Source organism: Rhodococcus sp. 852002-51564_SCH6189132-a, from assembly GCF_001665495.1.
Lineage (GTDB): Bacteria > Actinomycetota > Actinomycetes > Mycobacteriales > Mycobacteriaceae > Rhodococcus > Rhodococcus pyridinivorans.
In genome coordinates, this window is record NZ_LZMJ01000036.1 from 63,777 (window position 1) to 86,821 (window position 23,045).

Consider the following 23,045-nt stretch of genomic DNA (forward strand, 5'->3'; position numbering starts at 1 on the left):
CACTGCGACCGCACTGGTCGCCACCGATCTCGACCGCACCCTCATCTATTCGCGCGCCGCGATGACCGGCGACCAGTTCGACACGCAGGATCTACTCTGTGTCGAGTACTACGAGAGCGCACCGCTGTCGTACGTCACGGACATTGCTGCGCAACAGCTTCGGACGCTCGCCGGCGAGGTCGCGATGGTGCCGACGACCACGCGCACACCCGAACAGTTCCGCCGCATCGACCTCCCCGGCGGTCCGTGGCGTTATGCAATCGCGAGCAACGGTGGGTCGATCCTCGAGGACGGGCATCTCGACCCGCACTGGCGCAGGACCGTGGAAGCAGCGGTACGCGCGGGGGGTGCGAGCCTCGACGAGGTGACGACCGAACTGCGCCGCCGTATCTCCGAGGACTGGGTGTCGAAGTTCCGTATCGCCGACGAGTTGTTCTGCTACCTCGTCGTCGACGTCGCAGCGCAACCGGCGGGATTTCTCGACGACTGGCACGAGTGGTGTTCGACGCGCGGCTGGAACGCGTCGCAGCAGGGCCGGAAGATCTACACGATGCCGAACAGCGTGTGCAAGAGCCGCGCGGTGGCCGAGGTGCACCGCCGGCTCCGAGACCGCGGGGTGCTTACCGACGACGCCCCGGTCTTCGCCGCGGGTGACGGTGCGCTCGATGCGGAGATGCTGAAGGCCGCCGACGCCGCGATCCGGCCTCGCCACGGCGAACTCGAACTGATGGACTGGCGCCACCCGACCGTCTCGGTGACCGACGCCGCGGGCGTCACCGCCGGGGAGGAGATCCTCGCCTGGTTCGCCCGATCCGCTCGTCTTCCGGTCGCTTCGTAGAGTAGAAGGTGCCCGGTCACCGACACAGTGAGGACACATCTCTTGCCGACTCCGCTCTCCAAGGGTCAGAACGGACCGCTCACCGCGTCCGACGTCGTCGTCTCGCTCGAGCTGACCACGCCCGCCGATCTGTCCGCACTGCTCGTCAAGGCCGACGGCAAGGTGCGCTCCGACGCCGACTTCGTGTTCTTCAACCAGCCCACCGGGCCGGGTGTGCGTCTCGTATCCGGCGCGCCCGGGCAGGCGGCCTCGCTCGCCGTGTCGCTCGCGCAGGTTCCCGCCGACATCGATCAGGTGCGCGCCGTGATCACCCTCGACGACGCGTCGAGTAGCTTCGGCCGGTTCGCACCGCCCACCGCGCGCGTGTCCGACAGTGCGGGAACGGTGTTGTACGAGTACCGGATCGACGGACTGAGCACCGAGTCCATCGTGATCGCGCTGGAGTTGTACCGGCGCCAGGGCGCGTGGAAGGTCCGCGCCGTGGGCCAGGGATATGCGGGCGGTTTCGCGGCGTTGGTGACCGATCACGGGGTCAGCGTCGACGACGCACCCGCCCAGCCTGCTGCCGCACCTCAGCCCGTCGCTCCCACGCCGGCTCCGGCCCCGCCCGTGCAGCAGACACCGCCCGTGCAGCAGACACCACCTCCGGCACAGCCGGCACCTCCGGCACAGCCTGCGGAGGTCAGCCTCACGAAGAACCGCCCGGTAAGCCTGGTGAAGGGCCAGAAGGTCACCCTCCGCAAGGACGGCGGCGTCGCGCTGACCTTCCTGCGCATGGGGCTCGGCTGGGATCCGGTGGAGAAGCGTGGCCTGTTCGGCAACCGTTCCGCCGACATCGACCTCGACGCCTCGGCCGTGATGTTCGCCGACAACCAGATCGCCGACGTCGTGTACTACGGCCAGCTGCAGTCGAAGGACGGCTCGGTCCAGCACCAGGGCGACAACCTCACCGGTGCCGGTGAGGGCGACGACGAGGTGATGCTTGTCGACCTCACGCGGGTCCCCGCCCATGTCACGACGGTGATGTTCATCGTGACCTCCTACAAGGGCCACACCTTCGAGCAGGTGCAGAACGCGTTCTGCCGTCTCGTCGACGGCACGATCGACACCGAGCTGGCCCGCTACACGCTGCAGGGCGGCATGCCGTTCACGGGCATGGTCATGGCGAAGGTCTACCGCCAGGGCAGCGAATGGAAGCTGCAGGCCATCGGCGAGGGCATGCAGGCGAAGCATCCCGGTGAGGCCGCGCCGCAACTGGGCCGGTTCCTGGCCGTCTGACCGGTGGGCGAACTCTTCACAGCGGGGCGCAACGCCCCGCTGCCGACCCGCACGGCCCGTTTCACGGCGACCGCATCCGTCCCTCTGGACGTGTGCGCGTTCGTCGTGGACGACGGCCTGCAGGTGGCGTCCTCCGACGACGTCGTGTTCTACAACCAACCGACGACGGCGGGCGTTCGGCTCGAGGGCAAGGTGATCGTCGTCGACGTCGACGCGGTCCGTCCCGGCGCACGCGTGCTGTGTGCGGTCGGCTGCGAGCGACCCGCAGCGGTGTCGACCTCGCTGTGCGACGCGGCGGGCACCGTCCTCGCGTCGTTTCACGTGGAACCGGCGGTCGGTACCGAGACGGCGCTGCTGTGCTGGGAGATCTACCGTCGTCACGACGAATGGAAGATCCGCGCCCTCGGCCAGGGATACGCCGGTGCACTCGCCGAGATGTTCACCGCGCACGGGGTGGAGGTCGAGTCACCCTCCGACGCGGAGAAGGTGGCCGCTCCCGGGCCCGGCCCGGTCATCGGCCTCTCACCTCTCGAGGTGCTGTGGCGGATCTTCGAGGACGCCGCCCGATCGGCCGCCGCGTACACGTCGAGTGCGGAGTTCGCCCAGCACCGTTTCGACGACGAACTCTCGACAGCTGTGGCCGATCCCGCCCGGCGCATGGAGCCCGAGGCCGACCGTGCCCGGGCGCGTGCGCAGCAGCGCTACGACGAGCTCGTCGGTGTCGCCGAGGCCCGCTACCGCGACGACAGCGCGGTGCTCGCCGCCGAACTGCTCACCGTCGACGCGACGTTGCCGCCCGCACTCGCATCCTGGATCTCCCCGGCCTGGATGCACCTGCACCTGCCGAGCGACGGCGTGCGGGTGGGTGAGGTGACGGCGCCCGATCTGGGTCCGCTGCGCATCCCCCTGTGCCTGCCGGCACCGCTCACGCGACCGTTGTGGATCGACGGCGACCCCGCCGACCTCGGTCCCGTCGTGTCGTCCGTGGTCGTGCGACTGCTCACGGCCCGGCCCGACACCCTGCTGCACCTCGTCGATCCCGGGCGGACGCTGCCCGCACTCGAACCCCTCACCGCAGCCCGACTTGCCGGACCGCCCGTCCACGACCGGTCGCGGGTCCCCGCCAGACTCCGGGGGCTGGCCGACGCGGCGGACCTCGACACGCTCGCCCGGCAGGTCGACGCGGAGACCGCCTCACCCGTGTTGCTGGTCCTCGCCGGGTTCCCCTACGGCTACGACCACGACGACCTGCCCGAGATCGTCCGGATCGCGCGTACCGGCAGTGCCGGCCGGGTCTCGGTCGTCCTCGCGGGTGATCCCCCGGACGATCGGGTCGCGGAGATCCTGTGGGACGAGGCGCAGAAGCTTCCCGTCGACGGGGAGCTGGCCGATCCGTGGACGGGAGGCCGATGGACGTTCGTTCCCGACAGCCTGCCCACCGAGACCGAGCATCTGCGCGGCGCGCTGGGTGGTAGTTCGCTTCCGGACTGATCGTCCCCTCGCACAGAGGGATCAGCGCCGATCGACGAGTGTCGTGACATCGGGCGCGTACACGGTCATCCAGTGCGGGTTCAGGCGGTAGTAGACCACCTCCTCGCTCCAGTCGAACGCGTCCCCGCCGTAGAACGACTGAAGGTAGGCGAGCAGTTCGGGCCAGTCGTCGGCCGGCTCACCGCCGCGCGGGTTGAGAATCTCCACGTGGCCGTGTGTGAACACGCCGAGGTCCTCCCCGCGCACGTGCGCCGCGCTGGCCGCGGGACGCGCGGCGAGATGCCGGGCCTTGGCGGCGTTGCGGGCCGTGCCGAAGTACCACTTGCCGTGCAGGAAATGTCCGTCCACAGCACTGATGCGCGGTTCCCCGCCGGCGGTGACCGTCGCCAGCGAGAGGACGCACATGCCCGTGAGCACCTCGACGAGCTGCTCGGCCGTGAGGGTCCGCGACTCGTCGACGATCGACCTCAGGTGGGATGTGGACCGGGACAGCGACGTGTCGAGGAGCACCTGGAGGTCGGCGAGCTCGGTGGGGGTTTCGTGCATGGCTCCATGTTCACATCACCGAGGCTCACGGGACCCGACAGTTCCTGCTCTGTTCTCCTCGCCGATGTCTGCTCTCGGGGAGATCACCGAACGCGGGTCACCCGCATGGAGGACCCGTCATCCCCCGGTCGGCCGACGCGCGCCGACCCCGCCGCATCGCATGGTGAGGATCATGACGGTCACCGGTTCGACGACGCGACAGCAACGTATCCTCGCCCTCGACGTGGCCCGGGGGATCGCCATCCTCGGCACCTTCGCCGCCAATGTCTGGATCTTCACCGACCCCGCCGGGATCGTCGGATATCTCGCCTCGATCGGCACCGATCCGTGGCCGCAACGCATCCTCATGCAACTCGCGCAGGGAAAGTTCCTCGGGTTGCTCACACTGATGTTCGGGATCGGCCTGGCCGTGCAGGCGGCGTCCGCTCAGCGAGCGGGGCGGCCGTGGCCCGGCGGTTACCGGGTACGCGCCGCCCTGCTCTTCGTCGACGGGGTGGTGCACTACCTGCTCGTCGCCGAGTTCGACATCCTCATGGGGTATGCGCTGACGTCCATGCTCGTGTGCGGGCTCGTGATCTCCTCCCGTCGTGTGCGGCTGTGGGTCGCGGGTACGGCCGTCGCTGTTCACGCGCTGGCCGTGACCGCGCTCGTCGTGGCGCTCGCCAGTTCACCGCCGAATGCGGAGACCCCCGAGCTGACCACCGCCACCTGGTGGGACATGATCGTCTTCCGCGTGGACAACGCCGCTGCGTTCCGCGCCGAGGTGATCTTCGTGATCCCGATGACGGTCGCGCTGTTCCTGACCGGCGCCGCACTGTATTCCTCCGGGCTGTTCGACAGCAGAGGTGCGGTGCTGCGCCGGCGGCTGATGGTGGTCGGGGCGATCGCAGCACCGCTCGACCTCGCCGTGGGTCTGTTCGGCGGTGCCGCAGGTGTATTCGCAGCGCGCTACGGCATCGCCCCGTTCGTCGCGCTCGGCCTGCTGGCGTGGATCGCCCACTTATACATCGGCAGGTCCACCACCGGCACGGTCGGCACCGCCTGTGAACGCATCGGGCGGACCGCGCTGAGTTGCTACATCCTGCAGAACATCGTCGCGTCGGTGCTCTGTTACGACTGGGGATTCGGTCTGGCGAAGACCGTGGACCCCGCCATGCGGGTCCCGTTCACGATCGCGGTGTACATCGCGGTGGGAGCGGTGATGGTCGTCGGATCCCGTTGGTGGCTCGGCCGATTCCGCCAGGGACCGGTCGAATGGGTGTGGCGGGTGTCCTACGAGCGGCTGACGGAACGTCGCTGACGTGTCGGGTTGCCTCGTGGGGGTCTGCCGCTCGGTCACGGATTCGACGCCCTCACCGGTGAGTACGGCGATATGTTCGACGAAGGGACGATCCGTCCCTCCAACATCTACCGACCGGAGGCAAGATGATCTTCATCGTGGTCCGTTTCAAGGTGAAGCCGGAGTACCAGGACAGCTGGCTCGAGACCACCGCGGAGTTCACCGAGGCGACTCGCAGCGAACCCGGGAACCTGTGGTTCGACTGGTCCCGCAGCGTGGACGATCCGTCCGAGTTCGTTCTCGTCGAGGCGTTCCGCGACGGGGACGCCGGATCCGAGCACGTGAAGTCCGATCACTTCCGCAGGGGGCTCGACGCAATGCGGCCGGCGCTGGTCGAGACCCCGCGCATCCTCAACACGGAGATTCCGGGCACCGAGTGGGGCCGGATGGGTGAACTGCAGATCGACTGATCGATCGCCTCGAGACCATAGGTTTGCCCTAACGTTGCGTACGGCTGCAGGTCTTTGTGGCAGCAGTCACGATCGTGATCGACTGGAACGGCGTGGACGGCATGTCCGCGCGTCGGCCGTGTCGATCAGGAGCGTGATGTGAGCGAGTTGCACCTTCCCAACCGAATCCGGCAGCTGGCAGTCGAACATCCGGATCGTGCGGCGGTCAGCTCCGGCGGAACCACACTCACCTACTCCGAGTTCGACGCGCTCACCAACCGGGTCGCCTCGGCGCTCGCGACCGTTCCGGCGACGTCCGAGCGCATCGGCGCACTGCTGCGCATGGGCCTACCCGGCGCGTCCTCGTTCGTCGGCTGCGCCAAGGCCGGACTGGTCTTCACCCCGCTCAACTGGCGCCTGAACCCGGGCGAGATCGCCGACATCGCCGACGACGCGCAGCTCGACGTCCTGATCGTCGAGGACGAGTTCGCCGCATCGGCCCGCGCTGCCGCCACAGTCCTGCCCGCCGTACAGATCGTCGTGGTCGGCGACGCCTCCACCGTTCCCGGTGCACGGTCGTGGGACGACTTCGTCGCCTCCGGTGACGACATCGACCCCGGCTTCGGCGACGACCCGCGGACCGAGGTGCTGCAGCTCTACACCTCGGGCACCACGGGTCGACCCAAAGGTGTTGTGGCGACGCATCACAACCTGTTCAACGAACCGCAGAACTTCGCGCTGTACGAGTTCACCGAGGACTCGGTGTCCCTCGACGCGCTGCCCCTGTTCCACATCGCCGGCGCCGGCTGGATGAGCACGACCCTGTCGGCGGGATTGCACCTGGTGTTGCTCGGTGAGATGCGCCCGAACCTGGTGGCGGCCGCCATCTCCGAGCACGGCATCACCCACGCATTCCTCGTGCCGTCGGTGATCAACATGCTCGTGGAGATGCCCGACCTGTCGGACTACGACCTGTCGGCGCTGCGTCTGGTCGCCTACGGCGCCTCTCCCATCACGCCCACGCAACTCGCCCGCGCCATGGACACCCTCGGCTGCCGCTTCGTGCAGCGTTACGGGATGACCGAGACGATGGGCGCCCTCACAGCGCTACGTGCCGAGGACCACGACCCGCACGGTCCGCGCTCCTACCTCCTACGTTCGGCCGGCACCGGGCTGCCGGGGATCGAGGTCCAGATCCGTGACCTCGCCACCGGCGAACCGCTCCCCCGCGGCGAAACCGGTGAGATCGTGAGCCGGTCGCGCAACAACACACAGGGTTACTGGCGACGCGAGGCCGAGAACGCCGCCCTGTTCACCGAGGACGGTTTTCTGCGCACTGGCGATGCCGGGCACATCGACGAGGACGGCTACCTGTTCGTCACCGACCGCGTGAAGGACATGATCATCTCCGGGGGTGAGAACGTCTACCCGATCGAGGTCGAATCGGTCATCTCCGAACATCCTTCCGTCGCCGAGGTCGCAGTGGTGGGAGTTCCGGACGACCGGTGGGGCGAGGCCGTGACCGCCGTCGTGCGGGTCGCGCCCGGAGCCGAGACACCGACCGAGGCCGAACTCCTCGAGTTCACCGTCGAACGTCTGGCTTCCTACAAGAAGCCCCGGCACATCCACTTCGTCGACGAGTTGCCTCGCAACGCCAGCGGCAAGATCCTGAAGCGCACACTGCGCGACGAGTTCGCTCCTGCACGGGAAGGAACGACGTCATGATCGTCACCGAGGATCTCGGTACCGTCCAGCGTGAAGCGTGGGCGGCCGGCGTACTGCCACCGGTCGAAGAGGTGCGGCCAGGACTGTGGTCGATTCCGGTTCCGATGCCGAAGAACCCGCTGCGGTACGTGCTGTCCTATGCGCTCGCCTTCGACGACGGCCTCGCCCTGATCGACCTCGGTATGGACACCGAGGAGTCGTGGGACACCCTCGTGGCCGGTGTCGCCGCGACCGGCCATCACATCACCGAGGTGCGCTACGCGGCGATCACTCACCTGCATCCCGACCATTTCGGTCTGGCACCCCGGTTGGAGGAAACGACCGGCGCTGTGATCGCGATGCACGCCGCCGACGCCGCCGCCCTCGGGCACTTCACCCCGGAGGACGCCGCCGCCGACAAGGAAGCATGGCGCGTAGACCTCACCGGACTCGGCGCACCGCCCGAGGTCGTCGAGGCCGCCCGCTTCGAACTCGTCCGCTTCCCCCGAGGCGAGAGCGCGGATGTCGTTCTCGCTCATGGTGATCGACTCGATCTGCCCGGGTGGAACATCGAAGCGGTGTGGACGCCCGGCCACACGCCCGGTCACCTCGCCTTCGTCGACCGCGACCGCGACTTGCTGTTCAGCGGCGACCACATGCTCCCGCGCATCAGCCCCAACATCTCCTCCGGCCCCGGCGAACTGGGCGACCCGTTGCACCGATACCTGCTGTCGCTGCATGCGACGACGGCTCTGCCGGACTGCGAGGTGCTGCCCGCCCACGAGTACCGGTTCCGCGGAGTCACCGAACGCGCACGCCAACTCATGGACCACCACGAGGTCCGTCTCGACGAGATCCGCGATGCCGTCGCGTCCAGGCCCGAGTCGACGGCGTGGGAGATCACGACCCGCGTCACGTGGTCGCGTCCTATCGATGTGATGGATCCCCGGCTGCAGCGACTCGCCGTCCGCGAAACCCAGGCCCATCTGCTCGTTCTCGCCGATAGAGGCGACATCCGTTCCGACGGTGGAACTCCCGCCCACTGGACTCTCTCCACTCCGACCCATACGAAGGAAAACTGACATGAGCGTTGTCCTCACCGAATTCGCCGACGGCGTCGCGGTGTTCACCCTCAACCGCCCCGAGGCCAAGAACGCCGTGAACCTGGAGGTCTCGGAGGCGTTGGCCGCGGCCATCGACGAGTTCGAGGCACGCCCCGACCTGACCATCGGCATCCTCACCGGTGCCGGCGGAACGTTCTGCGCCGGAATGGATCTGAAGGCGTTCGCACGCGGGGAGCGCCCGTCGATCCCCGGCCGCGGTTTCGGTGGCCTCACCGAGGCACCGCCGAGCAAGCCGCTCATCGCCGCCGTCGAGGGCTGGGCCCTGGCCGGTGGATGCGAGCTCGCCCTGTCCGCCGACCTGATCGTCGCGTCGCGCGAAGCGAAGTTCGGTATCCCCGAGGTCAAGCGCGGACTCGCGGCGGCGGCCGGCGGCCTGCTGCGCCTGCCGAAGATCCTCCCCTACCCGCTCGCGATGGAACTGGCCATCACCGGTGACCCACTCACCGCCGAGGTCGCCCACCAGCACGGCCTGGTCAACCGCGTCACCGAGCCCGGTGAAGCACTCACCGTGGCAAAGGAACTCGCCGCCCGCGTCGCGGCGAACGGCCCCCTCGCCGTCAAGGCCACCAAGCAGGTCGTCGCGATGGCCGCCAACTACACCGACCCCGACGCCTTCGTCGCGCAGCGCAAGTTCATCGACCCGGTCTTCGCGTCGGCCGACGCCAAGGAAGGCGCCCGGGCGTTCGCCGAGAAGCGCGCACCGGTCTGGAAGGGCGAGTAGGAATGTCGGACGTTCTGGTCGCGCAGGACGGCTCGGTCGCCACGATCACGCTGAGTCGACCGGAGCGCAAGAACGCGATGACGGTCGAGGCGTGGCGGTCGTTGCGTGAGACGTTCGGTGCGCTCCAGCACGACGATTCCGTCCGCGCCGTGATCCTCACCGGCGCCGGTGGTGACTTCTGCACCGGTGCCGACATGGAACGGCGCGACTCCGCCCATCCCCTCGACCGTATGCGGGAGATCAACGAGACGGCGCTCGCCGTCGCGGAGTTCTCGAAGCCGTTGATCGCGCAGGTCGAGGGGTATGCGGTGGGCGCGGGATGGAACATGGCGTTGCTGTGCGACGTGGTCGTCGCCTCCCGCACCGCGAAGTTCGGTCAGATCTTCGCGCGGCGCGGACTGTCGATCGACTTCGGCGGGTCGTGGATCCTGCCGCGCCTCGTGGGACTGCACCAGGCGAAGCGTCTGGTCATGCTCGCCGACATCGTGTGCGCCGAGGAAGCATACGACCTGGGCCTGGTGACCGAGCTCGTCGAGCCCGACGCCCTCGCCGGTCGCGCCGCCGAACTGGCCGCGCGGCTGGCCGCCGCCCCGCCGGTCGCGGTGAGCATGTCGGCGCGGATGCTCGAGCAGGGTTCGTCGCTCACGCTCCGCGAAGCACTCGAGAACGAGGCCCGCTCGCAGGCGATCAACCACGCCACCGACGCCCCCGATGCGATGCGTGCATTCGTCGACAAACGCGAGCCGTCGTTCACCGGCGGATGGCGGGTACCGCGCCCGGTAGACACCCCTTCCTGACGGTTGCGTCCGGGACGGTTCTGAGCGTCACCTACGATAATCGGGTGGACTTGCACCTCGTGACCTATTTCGTGGCGGTCGTCGACCACGGCGGGATCACGAAAGCTGCTCAGGCACTTTACATTTCGCAGCCGTCGTTGTCGCAGGCCATCCGCACCCTCGAACGCCGCCTCGACACGACCCTGTTCGACCGCACCGGCCGACGGCTCACCCTCACCGAGGACGGTCGTGTCCTCGAGGGCGCCGCACGCCGCATCCTGGCCGACGTCGAGCGGGCGAAACAGAAGGTCGCGGCGGTGCGCGATCTCCAGGCCGGTCGTGTCGAGATCGTCACCTTCGCGACGTTCTCGATCCACCCCGTCATCGAGTTCGTCCAGCGCTTCCGTCGGCGCTACCCCAACCTGACCGTGCGGGTGAACGACGCCGAAGGCCCTCCCGGAGTCCACGCGGCGCTGCGCCGCGGCGAGGCGGAGATCGGCATCACCGACCTGTCCGTCGATCACGCCGGCATGATCACCGTTCCGGTCCTCGAGCAGGAGATGGTGCTCGCCGTGCACCCCGACCTCGCCGCCGACGTGCCCGACCCCGTCACCCGGGCCCAGGTCCGCGACTTCCCGCTGGTCCTCGACCTCGGCTCCCGCGCGAGCGCCGCACGCACCGGTGAACTGCTCGGCGATCAGAACGTCGTCGTCGACTGCGCCAACCAGGCAGCCCTGTGGCAGTTCGTCGAGCGTGGCACCGCCGGGACGATCGTGCCGCGTCGCGTCGCCGAGAAGCAGATCCCCGGTGCGGTCGTCCGGCCCCTGGACCCACCGTTCCGGCGTCCCGTCGGATTGGTGATGCGACCCGGCGATCTGTCCCCCGCTGCCGCCGCATTCGTGGCGACCACCACCGGCACCCCCTGGGAAGCGTGACGACATGGAGTTCCGTCAGGTCGAATACTTCCTCGCCGTCGTGGAGAACGACGGCATCAACGGCGCGGCCGCCGAGCTCGGCGTCGCCCAGCCCACCGTCTCCCAGGCACTGCGCAGCCTCGAGCGCGAGCTGGGGGTGCAGTTGTTCCACCGCATCGGGCGCGGCATGGTGCTCACCGCGGCGGGCAAGGCACTGATCGGCCCGAGCCGGCAGATCCTCCGCGATGTGAACGCGGTCGAGGAGCTGCTCACCGTGTCGACGACCGAGGTGACGGGCCGACTGGATCTGATGGTCTTCCCCGCTCTCGCAACCGGCCCGATCGTCGACCTGGTCTCCGAGTTCCGCCGTCTCCATCCCAAAGTCACCGCGCGCCTCGGTGATCTGCGTGCGGAGGAGTTCACCGCGTCGGTCATCCACGACGGCTACTGCGAGTTCGTCGTCACCCATCTGCCCGTCGAGGACGAGGTGGGTCTCGAGATCATCGAGCTCGGACAGACCGAGTACTGGCTCGCCTATCCCCCCGGCACCGACCTGCCACCCGGGCCGCTGTCCTTGGCCGAGCTCCCCGACATCCCGATGGTGTTCGTGCCGCGCGGTGGTGGCTCCGTGAGCGACGCGATCGACTACGCAATGCGGCAGGCCGAGGTGCGCCGTCCCATCTCCGTGCTCACCGATCATCGCGAGGCCCGCCTGCCGATGGTGCTCGCCGGTCTGGGTGGGTCGTTCGTCGAACGGTCGCTCGCCGAGTCGGCGCAGGACGTCGCGGTGGTCCGTCCGTGCGAGCCGACCTTCGCGCAGTCGTACGGACTGGTGTTCGACCCGGCCTCGCTGTCGAAGGCCGGTCGCGCCTTCGTCGACTTCGTGCGGTCGTCCGAGGAGTCCGGCGCGGAGGAGCAACTCCCGACGGAACGGTGACATCCGGGGATCCGGGGGCGACGATGGTGGGGACGACATCCACTTCTCCTCGGGAGATGATCCGTATGTCCACCTCGACGACTTCCTCCGTCCACCTCGATTCCGTCGACGCGTACGCGCAGCGCGTCCTCGATTCCGTCCTCGGCACCATGGACACCCTCACGATCCTGGTCGGCGACCGTCTCGGCTGGTACCGAAGCCTCGCCGACGACGGACCTGCGACGGCCGACGAACTGGCCGAACGCACCGGAACCCACCCGCGGTACACCCGCGAGTGGCTCGAGCAGCAGGCTCTGACCGGTCTGCTCGACGTCGACGACGGCGATCCCCCACGCTTCACGCTGTCTGCGGTCGGTCGCGAGGTACTCACCGATCCGCACAGCCTGGCGTACATGGCGCCGCTCGCCCGGATGATCGTCGGCGCGACGATGCAGCTTCCCGGTCTGCTCGAGGCGTACCGCAACGGTGGCGGCGTGAGTTGGAGCCAGTTCGGCCGCGACGTGTGCGAGTCACAGGCCGACGCGAACAGGCCGCTGTTCGAGAAGGCGCTGCCCGATGCTCTGCGGTCGGTACCGGAGGTCGACCGGGTGCTCGGGCAGCCGGGCGCGCAGATCGCCGACATCGGCTGCGGCGGGGGATGGTCGACGATCACGATCGCGCGCACCTATCCGGATGCGAAGGTTCACGGCTTCGACATCGACGCCCCGTCGGTGGAGATGGCCCGGTCGAACCTCGCGGAGAATGCCGATGTGGCGCAACGCGTCACGTTCACGCAGTGCGACGCGTCCGAACTGCCCGATGGAAACTTCCAGGCGGCCTTCGCATTCGAGTGCGTCCACGACATGCCCCGACCGGTCGAAGTGTTGGCTGCCGTACGGCGGTCGCTCGCACCCGGCGGGTTCATGATCGTCATGGACGAAGCGGTCGCCGACACCTTCACCGCGCCCGGCGACGACGTCGAACGGCTCATGTACGGCTACAGCCTCACCATCTGCCTCCCTGACGGTATGAGCCACACCCCGAGCGCCGCGACGGGCACCGTCATGCGTCCCGCGACCCTGCGCCGCTATGCCCTCGATGCCGGTTTCACCGAGGTCGACGTGCTCCCCATCGAGGACTTCGGCTTCTTCCGCTTCTACCTCCTCCGCACCGAATAGCGTGGCCCGTCGAAAGTTCGGGGAGGTTGTGTTCGGGTTTCTCGAAGAACACGCACACAACCTCCCCGAAGTTCTGCTCAGACGGGCGCACCGGCCGCTCCCAGAGCACGCCGCACCCGTTCGACGAAGACTTCGGGCCGCCGGTAGAGGAGGTCGGCGCCGACCCGGATGACCGCCCACCCCAGTTCGGGCAGCACCGCGTACCGATCGATGTCGCGGGTGCGCTGAGTGGGGTCGGTCCAGTGCTGCACGCCGTCGTACTCCACGAGCACCCGCCACTGCTTCCATCCCATGTCGGCTCGCGCCACGAACACGTCGCCGTCGAAGATCTCGATCTGGGTCTCCGGCGGTGGGAGACCGGCACGGACGAGGAGCAGACGCGTGTGGGTCTCGGGCGGTGACGCAGCCCCACCGTCGACGAGGGCGAGCACCCGCGGCACGGCACCGATACCGTGTGCGCCTTTGCTCCTCGTCGCGAGTTCCTCGATCTCAGGCACCTTCAGGCCGGTCGCGTTGCAGAGCGCGTCGATCGTTTCGACGGCCCGATCGAACGGCATTCGCCGGGCGAGATCGAAGGCCGTCTGCGCCGGTGTGGTCGCGAACATCCCGTCGACCACGCAGGTGTCGAGCTTCGGGGCGCGTCGGACCGAGATGCCCGGCGCCGACCGGACGTGATCGGAGCGGACGAGTTCGGCCGCCGCATCCGGGTCGAGCCATCGAGTGCCGTGCACGGCAGCGGCGGACACTCCCGCGAGGACGCCGCGGCCCTGCGACCACAACCATGCCGCCTTCGCACGCAGCAGCGGGGTGGCCGGGATCCCTCGTCGGATGTAGACGTCGCGGTGGAGGTGGACGAAGTCGCGTGCGAGCCGATGCCGCGTGACGACGCCGGCAGCGAGTGCCGCGCGTCCCGAGAACGGTTCGTCGAAGTCGATCACGCGCCGAGCATGCCGGGCGCGACGCGCCTCCTGACGCCGCGTCGAGGCCCGGTTGTGGACAATCCGGCGTCATCCCCAGCCCGGTCACCTGCGACGAAAGAAGTTCGGGGAGGTTATGTTCGGTTTTCTCGAGAAAACCGAACACAACCTCCCCGAACCGGGAGCTGTCTGCTTACGCGACGCGCTCGAAGATCGCTGCCAAGCCCTGGCCGCCGCCGATGCACATGGTCTCGAGGCCGTAGCGGGCCTCGCGACGGTACAGCTCGCGGGCGAGGGTGGCGAGCATGCGTCCGCCGGTCGCGCCGACCGGGTGGCCGAGCGAGATGCCGGAGCCGTGGACGTTGGTGCGCTCGAAGTCGGCCTTGCCGAACTTCCATTCGCGGGTCACCGCGAGGGCCTGCGCGGCGAACGCCTCGTTGAGCTCGATGATGTCGACGTCGGCGAGGGTGATGCCCGCCTTGGCGAGGGCGACCTCGGTGGCCGGCACGGGGCCGATACCCATGACCTTGGGTTGGACACCGGCGACGCCCCACGAGACGAACCGCACCAGCGGGGTCAGGCCCAGCTCGGCGGCCTTCTCCGGGGTGGTGACGATCGCCATGGAGGCGGCGTCGTTCTGGCCGCTGGCGTTGCCGGCGGTGACGGTGGCCTCGGGATCCTGCTTGCCCATGATCGGCTTCAGCTTGGCCAGGGTCTCCAGGCTGATGTCGGGACGCGGGTGCTCGTCGGTGTCGATGACCTCGTCGCCCTTACGGCTGCTCACCGTGACTGGGATGATCTCCTCGGCGAGGATCCCGTTCTTCTGGGCGTGGACTGCACGCAGGTGCGAGTTCAGGGCCAGCTCGTCCTGCTCGTCGCGGGAGATCGAGTACTCCCGACGCAGGTTCTCCGCGGTCTCGATCATGCCGCCGGGCACCGGGTAGAAACGGCCACCGGCGGTCGAGCGGGCTCGGACCAGCCCGTCGTGCATCTGCACACCGGTGCGGGCGCCGCCCCAGCGGATATCGGTGGAGTAGAACGCCGCGTTGCTCATCGACTCGGTGCCACCGGCGACGACGAGATCGTGGTCGCCGTTACCGACCTGGAAGGCGGCCTGGATGACGGCCTGCAGGCCCGAACCGCAGCGACGGTCGATGTGCATGCCGGGCACCGTGATCGGCAGACCGGCGTCGAGAGCGACGACGCGGCCGATGGCCGGGGCCTCACTGTTGCCGTTGCAGTGACCGAGAATGACGTCCTGAACCTGTTCGGGCGCAACACCGGTGCGCTCGAGTAGACCCTTCAGAGCCGCGACACCGAGATCGACTGCGGTGAGGGACTTGAACATTCCGCCGTAGCGGCCGATCGGGGTACGGACCGGCTCGCAGATGACAACTTCACGCATGATGACCTTTCGGGAAGAGAGGGAGGTGACGGATGGACCGTCACATGAAGCGGCCGCCGGTGACCTCGAGGACGGTGCCGGTCATGTAGGAGGACATGTCGGACGCGAGGAACAGTGCGACGGAGGCGATCTCGTCGACCTCGCCGGGGCGGCCCATGGGGATCTCGGCCATCTTCCGGTCCCATGCCTTCTGCGGCATGGCCTCGGTCATCGCCGAACGAATCAGGCCGGGCTGGATCGCGTTGACGCGGACGCCGTGGTGCGCCATCTCCTTGGCGGCGGCCTTGGTGAGGCCGACGATGCCCGCCTTGGCGGCGGAGTAGTTGGTCTGGCCGACCATGCCGACCTTGCCGGACAGCGAGGAGATGTTGACGATCGCGCCGCGCTTGGCCTCACGCATGATCGCGGCGGCCTTGCGGGTGCCGTGCCAGGTGCCCTTGAGGTGCACCGAGATGACGAGGTCGAAGTCCTCTTCGGTCATCGTGCGCATCGTCGCGTCGCGGGTGATACCGGCGTTGTTGACCACCACGTCGAGCGAACCGAAACCGTCGACGGCCTCGGCGAGGAGGGTGTCCCAGTCGGCGGACTCGACGACGTTGGCGCGCACAGCCCGGGCCACGTCGCGCCCTCCGAGCTTCTCGGCGGCGGCGGTGGCGGCATCGAGATCGAGGTCGCCGATCACGACGCGGGCGCCGGCGTCGACGAACTCCTGCGCGATGGCGAAGCCGATTCCCTGAGCGCCACCGGTGATCACGGCAGTGCGGTTCTCCAACAGAGACATCTACGATTCCTTTCGGCGGGACTCGGGATGGCCCCCAGACAAGTCGATGCTCCGAATATAACGGCGAACCGGCCGGTAGAACGGCTCTCATCCATCGACAATGCCTATACGGGAATGGCGCCATTCGTATTGGACACCTCCCCGCGGCCGCACGAAGGTTGTAGACATGACACTCTCCATCCCGGCCCCCGAGGTCGACGAGGACGACTTCCGCGAGATCCTCGCGCAGACCCGCGCGTTCGTGCGCAACGTGGTCGTGCCGCGCGAGCAGGAGATCGCCGAGACCAATGCGATTCCCGAGGACATCCGCCAGGCCGCGAAGGACATGGGCCTGTTCGGATACGCCATCCCGCAGGAGTGGGGCGGCCTCGGCCTGAATCTGCAGCAGGACGCGGAACTCGCGATGGAGCTGGGTTACACGACCCTGTCGCTGCGCTCGATGTTCGGCACCAACAACGGCATCGCCGGCCAGGTGCTCGTCAACTTCGGCACCGACGAGCAGAAGCAGCAGTGGCTCGAGGGCATCGCCTCCGGCGAGGTCGTCGCATCCTTCGCCCTCACCGAGCCGGGCGCCGGCTCGAACCCGTCGGGTCTGCGCACCAAGGCCGTGCGCGCCGGTGACGACTGGGTGATCACCGGCGAGAAGCGCTTCATCACCAACGCGCCGCTGGCGAACCTGTTCGTCGTGTTCGCCCGCACCCGTCCGGCAGACGGGAACGGCACCGGAATCGCGGTCTTCCTCGTCCCCGCCGACACCCCCGGCCTGACTGTGGGCAACAAGGACGCCAAGATGGGCCAGGAGGGCGCCTGGACCGCCGACGTGCACTTCGACGACGTGCGTGTGCCGAACTCCGCGCTCGTCGGCGGCAGCGAGGACGTCGGCTACAAGGCCGCCATGGTCTCGCTCGCCCGCGGTCGCGTGCACATCGCCGCACTGTCGGTCGGCCAGGCCCAGCGCGCACTCGACGAGTCTGTCGCCTACGCCGCGACCGCCACGCAGGGCGGCAACCCCATCGGAAACTTCCAGCTCGTGCAGGCGATGATCGCCGACCAGCAGACCGGTGTGATGGCCGGCCGCGCCCTCGTCCGCGACGCCGCGAAGGCGTGGGTCGAGGAGACCGACCGCCGCATCGCACCGTCGGTCGCGAAGCTGTTCTGCACCGAGATGGTCGGCAAGGTCGCCGATCTCGCCGTCCAGATCCACGGTGGCACCGGCTACATGCGCGAGGTGCCGGTCGAGCGGATCTACCGCGACGTGCGTCTGCTGCGCCTGTACGAGGGCACCAGCGAGATCCAGCGTCTGATCATCGGCGGCGGACTCGTCAAGCAGGAGCAACAGAAGAACTCCTGACCTTCGGGGCGCGGTTCCGGAACAGGTACGTCCGGAACCGCCCCCGAACCGATTCTTGCGAATCACCTTCCACCGCATGCGAAGAAAACCCCGGCATCGGATGCCGGGGGTTTCTCGTGTGCGGGGTCAGGAGACCGTCAGTCGCGATCGCAGATCGGTCTTGAGGATCTTGCCCGCGGCGGAGGTCGGCAATGCGTCGACCACCACCACTTCACGGATCTTCTTGTACGGCAGGACCTGTTCGGCGACGTACGCCTTCAGCTCCTCCGCGGCGGGCTTCTCGCCGTCGACGGGGACGACGAAGGCTACCGGCTCCTGACCGATCGCGCCTGCCTCCCGCCCGACGACCGCCGCAGTGGACACCTTCGGATGGGTCACCAGGATCTCTTCGAGCTCACGCGGATACACGTTGTAGCCCTTGTAGATCAACATGTCCTTCGCCCGGTCGGCGATGTACACGAATCCGTCGGCATCGCGGTAGGCGATGTCGCCGGTGGCGAGCCAGCCGTCGACGTACTGTTCCGCGGTGATCTCGGGGTGTCCGAGATATCCGTCGGTGACCTGCGGTCCGCGGATCCACAGTTCGCCGAGCTCTCCGTCGGGGAGGACGACGGTCGGATCGATCTGCGAGCGGATCTCGAGTTCGGTGTCGAAGACCGGGAGGCCGACGCTTCCGAGGCGGTACTCCGAGTCGACGACGAGCGGCATCGCCGTGACGACGCAGGTGCCCTCGGTGAGCCCGTAACCCTCCGCGATACGTGCGTTGGGGAACGCACGCTCGAGGTTCCCGAGGGTCACGTGGTCGATCGGAGCGGCACCGGACGACACGACCCGCACGGTGGACAGGTCGCGGGTCTCGACGTCGGGATGCGTAGCGAGGGCGTGCCACATCGCCGGGCTGCCGGTGATGTAGCCGGCCTCGTACCGTTCGATCAGCTCGAGCATCCGGGCCGGATCGAAGCGACCCGCGAGGACCTGGGTCAGGCCGCACGCGAGAAGGAACGACGTGTTGATCAGCGCGTGCGCGTGGAACAGCGGCGACACCACGATCGTCGAACCCTGACCCGGGACCGCACCGGCGATTTTCAGGTCGCCGATCGGTTCGAGCGAGATGCGCCCGTCGACATCGGCGACCAGCTGGTGCCCGGCGCGCCACGCACACATCTGCGTGACGTTGCCGACGACGTTGCGGTGCAGGACGCGCACGCCCTTCGAAATGCCGGTCGTGCCACCGGTGTACGCGATGTGCGCGATATCGTCCGGACTGGTGACGACCGGTTCGAAGGTCTGCGGACGTCCTTCGAGCGCATCGCCGAAGCGCACGGCACCCGGCGCGGTGACCGCTTCGTCGGAGACGACCGCGATCAACCGGATACTCGTTCCGGACGCAGCCCGGAACAGGGTGTCGGCCTGTGCGGAACCGGTGACCGCCGCGGCTGCGGAAGTCTCCTCGATCTGCCGGCGCAGACCCGGTTCGGGCTGCAGCGGATTCACGAGCGTGACCGCCGCTCCGACGCGGAGCGCACCGTAGTAGGCGATGTGGAACTCGACGCAGTTACCGAGGTGCAGGAGCACCACGTCGCGGGCCCGCACCCCGGCCTCGTGCAGCACGCCGGCGAACTGCGCCGAGCGTGCGTCGAGGTCGTTGTAGGTGAGCACCCGGTCGCCGTCGATCACCGCGGGACGGTCGCCGTAGACGGCGGCGAGGCTCGGTGCCCACACCGCCATCGTCGTCGCCGGGTACGACAGCCTGCGCTGTGCGAGGTCGGAAGCCGAGGTCATGGTCGACGCCCGGTTCACCGCGGTGCCATACGGATGGCGCCGTCGAGGCGAATGGTCTCGCCGTTGATGTAGCCGTTCTCGAGGATGTTCGTGGCCAGCTGCCCGAACTCGTCGGGTCGGCCCAGACGCGACGGGTTGGGCACGGTCGCTTCGAGCGACTTGCGGACGTCCTCGCGCAGGCGGGCGAGCAGCGGGGTGTCCATGATGCCGGGGGCGATGGTGTTGACGCGGATGCCCTTGCTGGCGAGGTCGCGTGCGGCGACGATCGTCATGCCGACGATGCCGGCCTTGGACGCCGAGTAGTTGATCTGGCCGATCTGGCCCTCGAAGGCCGCGACGGAGGCCGTCATGACGACGGCGCCACGCTCGTCCTCGATGAGGTCGAGTTCGGCCATGCGCTCGGCGCCGAGGCGCAGCGCGTTGAACGAGCCGATGAGGTTGAGGCGGATCACGAACTCGAAGTCCTCGAGCGAACCGGCCTTGCCCTCCTTGTCGAGGATGCGCATCTTGCGTCCGGCGCCGGCGCAGTGCACGACACCGCGCAGGCCGCCGCGCTCGTGCGCGACGTCGAGAGCCGCAGCGAACTGCTCCGAATCGGTCACGTCGCCGGGGGCGAAGACGGCGCCGTCGCCGAGCTCCTTGGCGATCTCCTCACCGTTCGAGCCGGGGAGGTCGATGAGGGTGACGTTGCCGCCGGCGGCCAGGACGCGACGTGCCGTGGCGAGACCGAGACCGGACGCTCCGCCGGTGACGGCAACGGACAGACCCTTGAGTTCCATAGTGTTTCCTTCGGATTCGTAGCAGCTGGGTGACGTGAGATCAGAGCAGTTCGAGGATGGTGGCGTTGGCCATGCCGCCGGCCTCGCACATCGACTGCAGGCCGTAGCGGATGCCGTTGTCGCGCATGTGGTGCACGAGGCGGGTCATGAGAATCGCGCCGGAGCCGCCGAGGGGATGGCCGACACCGATCGCGCCGCCGAGCGGGTTGAGGCGGTCGGGCTTCGCGCCGGTCTCGACCTGCCATGCGAGCGGCACCGGCGCGAAGGCCTCGTTGATCTCGAAGGCGCCGATGTCGTCGATGGACAGACCGGAACGCTCGATGGCCTTCTCGGTGGCGGGGATGGGGCCGGTGAGCATGACGACCGGGTCGTCGGCGGCGACGACGGCGGTGTGGATGCGTGCGAGCGGGGTCCAGCCCTGCGCCGCGGCGTATTCGCTGGTGGTGATGAGCAGGGCGCCGGCACCGTCGGAGATCTGCGAGGAGTTGCCGGCGTGGATCACGCCGTCCTCCTTGAAGACGGTCTCGAGCTTGGCAAGCGACTCGACGGTGCCGCCGCGGCGGATGCCCTCGTCGGTGGCGAACTCGCCGACCACGGCGATCTGGCCGGTGAAGGCGCCCGCGTCGGTGGCGGCTGCGGACAGTTCGTGCGAGCGCAGCGAGAATTCGTCGAGCTGCGTGCGGGAGAAACCCCACTTCTCGGCGATCATCTCGGCGCCGATGCCCTGGCTGAAGCCGCCGACCTCGAAGCGGTCGAGCACGTTCTGCGGGAAGTGCTGACCGTCCTTGCCGGCGCTGCCCATCGGCACACGGCTCATGGACTCGACACCACCGGCGATCACGACGTCGTTCTGGCCGGAGATGACGGTCGCGGCGGCGAAGGACACGGCCTGCTGGCTCGATCCGCACGCCCGGTTGATGGTGGTGGCGGGTACGGTGACCGGCCATCCGGCCGCGAACACGGCGCTGCGCGAGACGATTCCGGCCTGGTCGCCGACCTGGCTCACACAACCCCACTGGACGTCGTCGATCGTGGCGGGATCGAGGCCGGTCCGCTCCGCCAGTGCGGTCAGCACGTGGGCGGACAGGTTGACGGGGTGGATCTCGGACAGTGCACCACCGCGACGTCCGATGGGGGAACGGACGGCGTCGACGATCACGGCATCGCGCATGCGAATCGGTCCTTTGCTGTTGCGGGACACGGTTGCCGGGCAACCGTGGTGGGAAAAGACGACCGGCCGGGTGGTGGTCCTCACATTCGAGGAGACCATGCACCCGGCCGGTAGGGGTAAGTCTTTCGGCGGAAGCTTCCGTTAGGCGGAAGCTATGCCGAACAGGTCAGGCGGCTGCCCGGATGATCGTGCGGTCGCGCTCCGGGTCGGCCAGGAAGAGCACCAGGATCGCGGCGAGCGCACCGAGTGCACCGATGACCTGGAAGGCCGTTGCATAGCCCTCCGCCGCGGTGGCGGCGTTGTCGACGAGGACACCCGTGCCGTAGGGGGCAACGAGACCGCCGACCGCCATCAGCGCGAGGAAGACGCCCATCGTGCCGGCGGTCTGCTGCGGCGGGCACAACTCGGAGATCGCGGCGTTGATCAGCGGGAACGCGATGGCGCCGAAGCCGTAGCCGATGGAGACGACCGCGACGGCCAGAGCCGGCGTACCGATGGACGGGAGGAAGACCAGGATGACACCGCAGATGAGCACACCGACGGCGGGCACGATGATGCGGACGACCCGCGAGCGGTAACCCTTGGCGCTGAGGCGGTCGGTGACCGTGCCCGAGCTGATCATGAGGAACAGACCGATGATGGACGGCAGGGCGAACATCGAGCCGGCCTGCAGAGCGCTGTAGCCGAGACCGACCTCGAAGTAGGACGGCAGCCAGGTCAGGACGACGGTGGTGAGCGCGTAGACGACCATGATCAGGATCGCGCAGCTGATGAAGGTGCGAGTGAGGAAGATCTTGCGCCACGGCACGGACGGTTCGGTCTGCGCGGCGGAAGCGGCGGTCTCGGCGCCCTTGACGGCCCGGGTCGTGTAGGGGCCTTCCTTCCAGCCGAGGAGCCAGCAGCCCATCCAGATCGCACCGAGGATCGACAGCGAGATCAGCGCGGCACGCCATCCCCATTCGACGGTGATGAAGGTCAGGACGGGAGCGAGGGCGATCTTGGCGACCGAGGCGGAACCGGCCAGGAAGGCGCCGGGCAGGCCACGCTTGGCCGGCGGGTGCCACGAGTACGCGGCGGTGTGCATGAGCGCCGAGCTCGGTCCTTCGGCGAGACCGAGCAGCATGCGGGTGACGACCAGCATCGCGAAACTCGCACTGACGACCAGCGGCAGCATGACGAGCGACCAGGTCAGGCCGAGGGCCAGCAGGGCCCAGCGGAGGGTCATGTACTTGTTCAACGGCCCGGCGAAGAAACCGCCGACGGTGAATGTGACGAAGAACAGCGACCCGACCAGGCCGATCTGGGAGGAGCTCATGCCGAGCTCACGCGCCAGAGGCTGGGCGATGATGCCGAGGACGGCCTTGTCGGCGTAGTTGACGACGTAGAGGAAGATGACCAGGCCGGTCATGCTCCACGCGCGGCCGGGGGTCACGAGAGGTGTCGAGCCGGTCGTCGGCCGACCGGGCCCGCCGGCGGCTGCCGACTTGTCGTGCGCGATTTCGCCTGTGGTCACTGGGAGTCCCTTCAGAACTCGAGCGGGATGGCCGACTTACGAACGATCGGTATGTCGCTGTCGGAAGAACGTCACGCCTGGCGTCTGCATGTATTGAACGTGAGCCATGTCACCTGAAGCAAAGAGCGGGAG

21 protein-coding genes are annotated in these 23,045 nt (G+C 68.3%); 13 read left to right on the forward strand and 8 right to left on the reverse strand.

The features are described 5' to 3' along the window. Nucleotides 1–61 precede the first annotated feature (61 nt). The 3 genes from A5767_RS07675 to A5767_RS07685 are packed head-to-tail and all read left to right on the forward strand — an operon-like array spanning nucleotide 62 to nucleotide 3,607. Nucleotides 62–838, forward strand: coding sequence for a hypothetical protein (locus tag A5767_RS07675; RefSeq protein WP_064852050.1), 777 nt, complete (start codon nucleotides 62–64; stop codon nucleotides 836–838). A 42-nt stretch (nucleotides 839–880) separates the two neighbouring features. Continuing rightward, nucleotides 881–2,116, forward strand: coding sequence for a TerD family protein (locus A5767_RS07680; RefSeq protein WP_064852028.1), 1,236 nt, complete (start codon nucleotides 881–883; stop codon nucleotides 2,114–2,116). A gap of 3 nt (nucleotides 2,117–2,119) precedes the next feature. Then, nucleotides 2,120–3,607: a TerD family protein gene (locus A5767_RS07685; RefSeq protein ID WP_064852029.1), complete on the forward strand. Its 1,488-nt coding sequence runs from the start codon at nucleotides 2,120–2,122 to the stop codon at nucleotides 3,605–3,607. A 21-nt stretch (nucleotides 3,608–3,628) separates the two neighbouring features. Here A5767_RS07685 and A5767_RS07690 read toward each other — a convergent pair whose 3' ends face one another. After that, on the reverse strand, nucleotides 3,629–4,153 hold the full coding sequence (locus A5767_RS07690) for a pyridoxamine 5'-phosphate oxidase family protein (RefSeq protein WP_064852030.1): 525 nt from the start codon (nucleotides 4,151–4,153) through the stop codon (nucleotides 3,629–3,631). A gap of 160 nt (nucleotides 4,154–4,313) precedes the next feature. Here A5767_RS07690 and A5767_RS07695 point away from each other — a divergent pair, with 160 nt between their 5' ends. From A5767_RS07695 to A5767_RS07735, 9 genes are all read left to right on the forward strand, one after another. Continuing rightward, entirely contained in the window at nucleotides 4,314–5,453 is a 1,140-nt protein-coding gene (locus tag A5767_RS07695) for a DUF418 domain-containing protein (RefSeq protein ID WP_064852031.1), read from the forward strand. 125 nt (nucleotides 5,454–5,578) lie between these two features. Beyond that, nucleotides 5,579–5,902: a putative quinol monooxygenase gene (locus A5767_RS07700; protein WP_006550720.1), complete on the forward strand. Its 324-nt coding sequence runs from the start codon at nucleotides 5,579–5,581 to the stop codon at nucleotides 5,900–5,902. A gap of 138 nt (nucleotides 5,903–6,040) precedes the next feature. Beyond that, a complete protein-coding gene (locus tag A5767_RS07705; RefSeq protein WP_006550721.1) occupies nucleotides 6,041–7,606 on the forward strand; it encodes a long-chain-fatty-acid--CoA ligase in 1,566 nt (521 codons plus the stop codon). Continuing rightward, entirely contained in the window at nucleotides 7,603–8,667 is a 1,065-nt protein-coding gene (locus tag A5767_RS07710; protein ID WP_064852032.1) for an MBL fold metallo-hydrolase, read from the forward strand. The genes A5767_RS07705 and A5767_RS07710 overlap by 4 nt, the downstream gene beginning before the upstream one ends. 1 nt (nucleotide 8,668) lies before the next feature. After that, complete coding sequence (locus tag A5767_RS07715; RefSeq protein ID WP_006550723.1) at nucleotides 8,669–9,430, forward strand: crotonase/enoyl-CoA hydratase family protein; 762 nt, start codon at nucleotides 8,669–8,671, stop codon at nucleotides 9,428–9,430. Nucleotides 9,431–9,432: 2 nt separating this feature from the next. After that, the gene (locus A5767_RS07720; RefSeq protein WP_064852033.1) at nucleotides 9,433–10,227 is read left to right on the forward strand and encodes an enoyl-CoA hydratase/isomerase family protein; all 795 of its coding nucleotides are present in this window, start codon (nucleotides 9,433–9,435) and stop codon (nucleotides 10,225–10,227) included. Nucleotides 10,228–10,271: 44 nt separating this feature from the next. Further along, the gene (locus tag A5767_RS07725) at nucleotides 10,272–11,141 is read left to right on the forward strand and encodes a LysR family transcriptional regulator (protein WP_006550724.1); all 870 of its coding nucleotides are present in this window, start codon (nucleotides 10,272–10,274) and stop codon (nucleotides 11,139–11,141) included. A gap of 4 nt (nucleotides 11,142–11,145) precedes the next feature. After that, complete coding sequence (locus A5767_RS07730) at nucleotides 11,146–12,057, forward strand: LysR family transcriptional regulator (protein ID WP_064060036.1); 912 nt, start codon at nucleotides 11,146–11,148, stop codon at nucleotides 12,055–12,057. Between the two features lie 56 nt (nucleotides 12,058–12,113). Beyond that, complete coding sequence (locus A5767_RS07735) at nucleotides 12,114–13,214, forward strand: class I SAM-dependent methyltransferase (RefSeq protein ID WP_006550726.1); 1,101 nt, start codon at nucleotides 12,114–12,116, stop codon at nucleotides 13,212–13,214. A gap of 77 nt (nucleotides 13,215–13,291) precedes the next feature. On the opposite strand, the gene A5767_RS07740 is transcribed toward A5767_RS07735, so the two are convergent. The 3 genes from A5767_RS07740 to fabG all read right to left on the reverse strand — a co-directional run bounded on the left by A5767_RS07740 (nucleotide 13,292) and on the right by fabG (nucleotide 16,317). Beyond that, nucleotides 13,292–14,152, reverse strand: a complete 861-nt coding sequence (locus A5767_RS07740; protein WP_064852034.1) for an endonuclease domain-containing protein — start codon at nucleotides 14,150–14,152, stop codon at nucleotides 13,292–13,294. Between the two features lie 172 nt (nucleotides 14,153–14,324). After that, a complete protein-coding gene (locus A5767_RS07745; protein WP_039584365.1) occupies nucleotides 14,325–15,536 on the reverse strand; it encodes an acetyl-CoA C-acetyltransferase in 1,212 nt (403 codons plus the stop codon). Between the two features lie 40 nt (nucleotides 15,537–15,576). Next, the gene (fabG, locus tag A5767_RS07750; protein ID WP_006550729.1) at nucleotides 15,577–16,317 is read right to left on the reverse strand and encodes a 3-oxoacyl-ACP reductase FabG; all 741 of its coding nucleotides are present in this window, start codon (nucleotides 16,315–16,317) and stop codon (nucleotides 15,577–15,579) included. 166 nt (nucleotides 16,318–16,483) lie between these two features. Between fabG and A5767_RS07755 the strand changes: the two genes are divergently transcribed. Further along, nucleotides 16,484–17,668 (forward strand): acyl-CoA dehydrogenase family protein, encoded by a 1,185-nt coding sequence (locus A5767_RS07755; protein WP_019290607.1) that lies wholly within the window; start codon nucleotides 16,484–16,486, stop codon nucleotides 17,666–17,668. Between the two features lie 126 nt (nucleotides 17,669–17,794). Here the strand turns inward: A5767_RS07755 and A5767_RS07760 are convergent, their stop codons facing one another. The 4 genes from A5767_RS07760 to A5767_RS07775 all read right to left on the reverse strand — a co-directional run bounded on the left by A5767_RS07760 (nucleotide 17,795) and on the right by A5767_RS07775 (nucleotide 22,913). After that, on the reverse strand, nucleotides 17,795–19,450 hold the full coding sequence (locus A5767_RS07760; protein ID WP_064852051.1) for an AMP-binding protein: 1,656 nt from the start codon (nucleotides 19,448–19,450) through the stop codon (nucleotides 17,795–17,797). Between the two features lie 14 nt (nucleotides 19,451–19,464). Beyond that, on the reverse strand, nucleotides 19,465–20,229 hold the full coding sequence (locus tag A5767_RS07765; RefSeq protein WP_024102416.1) for an SDR family NAD(P)-dependent oxidoreductase: 765 nt from the start codon (nucleotides 20,227–20,229) through the stop codon (nucleotides 19,465–19,467). Nucleotides 20,230–20,269: 40 nt separating this feature from the next. Then, nucleotides 20,270–21,400 carry a thiolase family protein gene (locus A5767_RS07770; protein WP_006550733.1) on the reverse strand — a complete coding sequence of 377 codons (1,131 nt, stop codon included), beginning with the start codon at nucleotides 21,398–21,400 and terminating at the stop codon, nucleotides 20,270–20,272. A 166-nt stretch (nucleotides 21,401–21,566) separates the two neighbouring features. Further along, the gene (locus tag A5767_RS07775) at nucleotides 21,567–22,913 is read right to left on the reverse strand and encodes an MFS transporter (protein WP_064852035.1); all 1,347 of its coding nucleotides are present in this window, start codon (nucleotides 22,911–22,913) and stop codon (nucleotides 21,567–21,569) included. Between the last annotated feature and the right edge of the window lie 132 nt (nucleotides 22,914–23,045).

Coding starts and splice junctions, on each gene's coding strand:
- A5767_RS07755 (WP_019290607.1), top strand. CDS start 16,484: ATGACACTCTCCATCCCGGCCCCCGAGGTCGACGAGGACGACTTCCGC.
- fabG (WP_006550729.1), bottom strand. CDS start 16,317: ATGTCTCTGTTGGAGAACCGCACTGCCGTGATCACCGGTGGCGCTCAG.
- A5767_RS07730 (WP_064060036.1), top strand. CDS start 11,146: ATGGAGTTCCGTCAGGTCGAATACTTCCTCGCCGTCGTGGAGAACGAC.
- A5767_RS07770 (WP_006550733.1), bottom strand. CDS start 21,400: ATGCGCGATGCCGTGATCGTCGACGCCGTCCGTTCCCCCATCGGACGT.
- A5767_RS07690 (WP_064852030.1), bottom strand. CDS start 4,153: ATGCACGAAACCCCCACCGAGCTCGCCGACCTCCAGGTGCTCCTCGAC.
- A5767_RS07710 (WP_064852032.1), top strand. CDS start 7,603: ATGATCGTCACCGAGGATCTCGGTACCGTCCAGCGTGAAGCGTGGGCG.
- A5767_RS07695 (WP_064852031.1), top strand. CDS start 4,314: ATGGTGAGGATCATGACGGTCACCGGTTCGACGACGCGACAGCAACGT.
- A5767_RS07700 (WP_006550720.1), top strand. CDS start 5,579: ATGATCTTCATCGTGGTCCGTTTCAAGGTGAAGCCGGAGTACCAGGAC.
- A5767_RS07675 (WP_064852050.1), top strand. CDS start 62: ATGACCGGCGACCAGTTCGACACGCAGGATCTACTCTGTGTCGAGTAC.
- A5767_RS07715 (WP_006550723.1), top strand. CDS start 8,669: ATGAGCGTTGTCCTCACCGAATTCGCCGACGGCGTCGCGGTGTTCACC.
- A5767_RS07765 (WP_024102416.1), bottom strand. CDS start 20,229: ATGGAACTCAAGGGTCTGTCCGTTGCCGTCACCGGCGGAGCGTCCGGT.
- A5767_RS07760 (WP_064852051.1), bottom strand. CDS start 19,450: ATGACCTCGGCTTCCGACCTCGCACAGCGCAGGCTGTCGTACCCGGCG.
- A5767_RS07745 (WP_039584365.1), bottom strand. CDS start 15,536: ATGCGTGAAGTTGTCATCTGCGAGCCGGTCCGTACCCCGATCGGCCGC.
- A5767_RS07735 (WP_006550726.1), top strand. CDS start 12,114: ATGATCCGTATGTCCACCTCGACGACTTCCTCCGTCCACCTCGATTCC.
- A5767_RS07720 (WP_064852033.1), top strand. CDS start 9,433: ATGTCGGACGTTCTGGTCGCGCAGGACGGCTCGGTCGCCACGATCACG.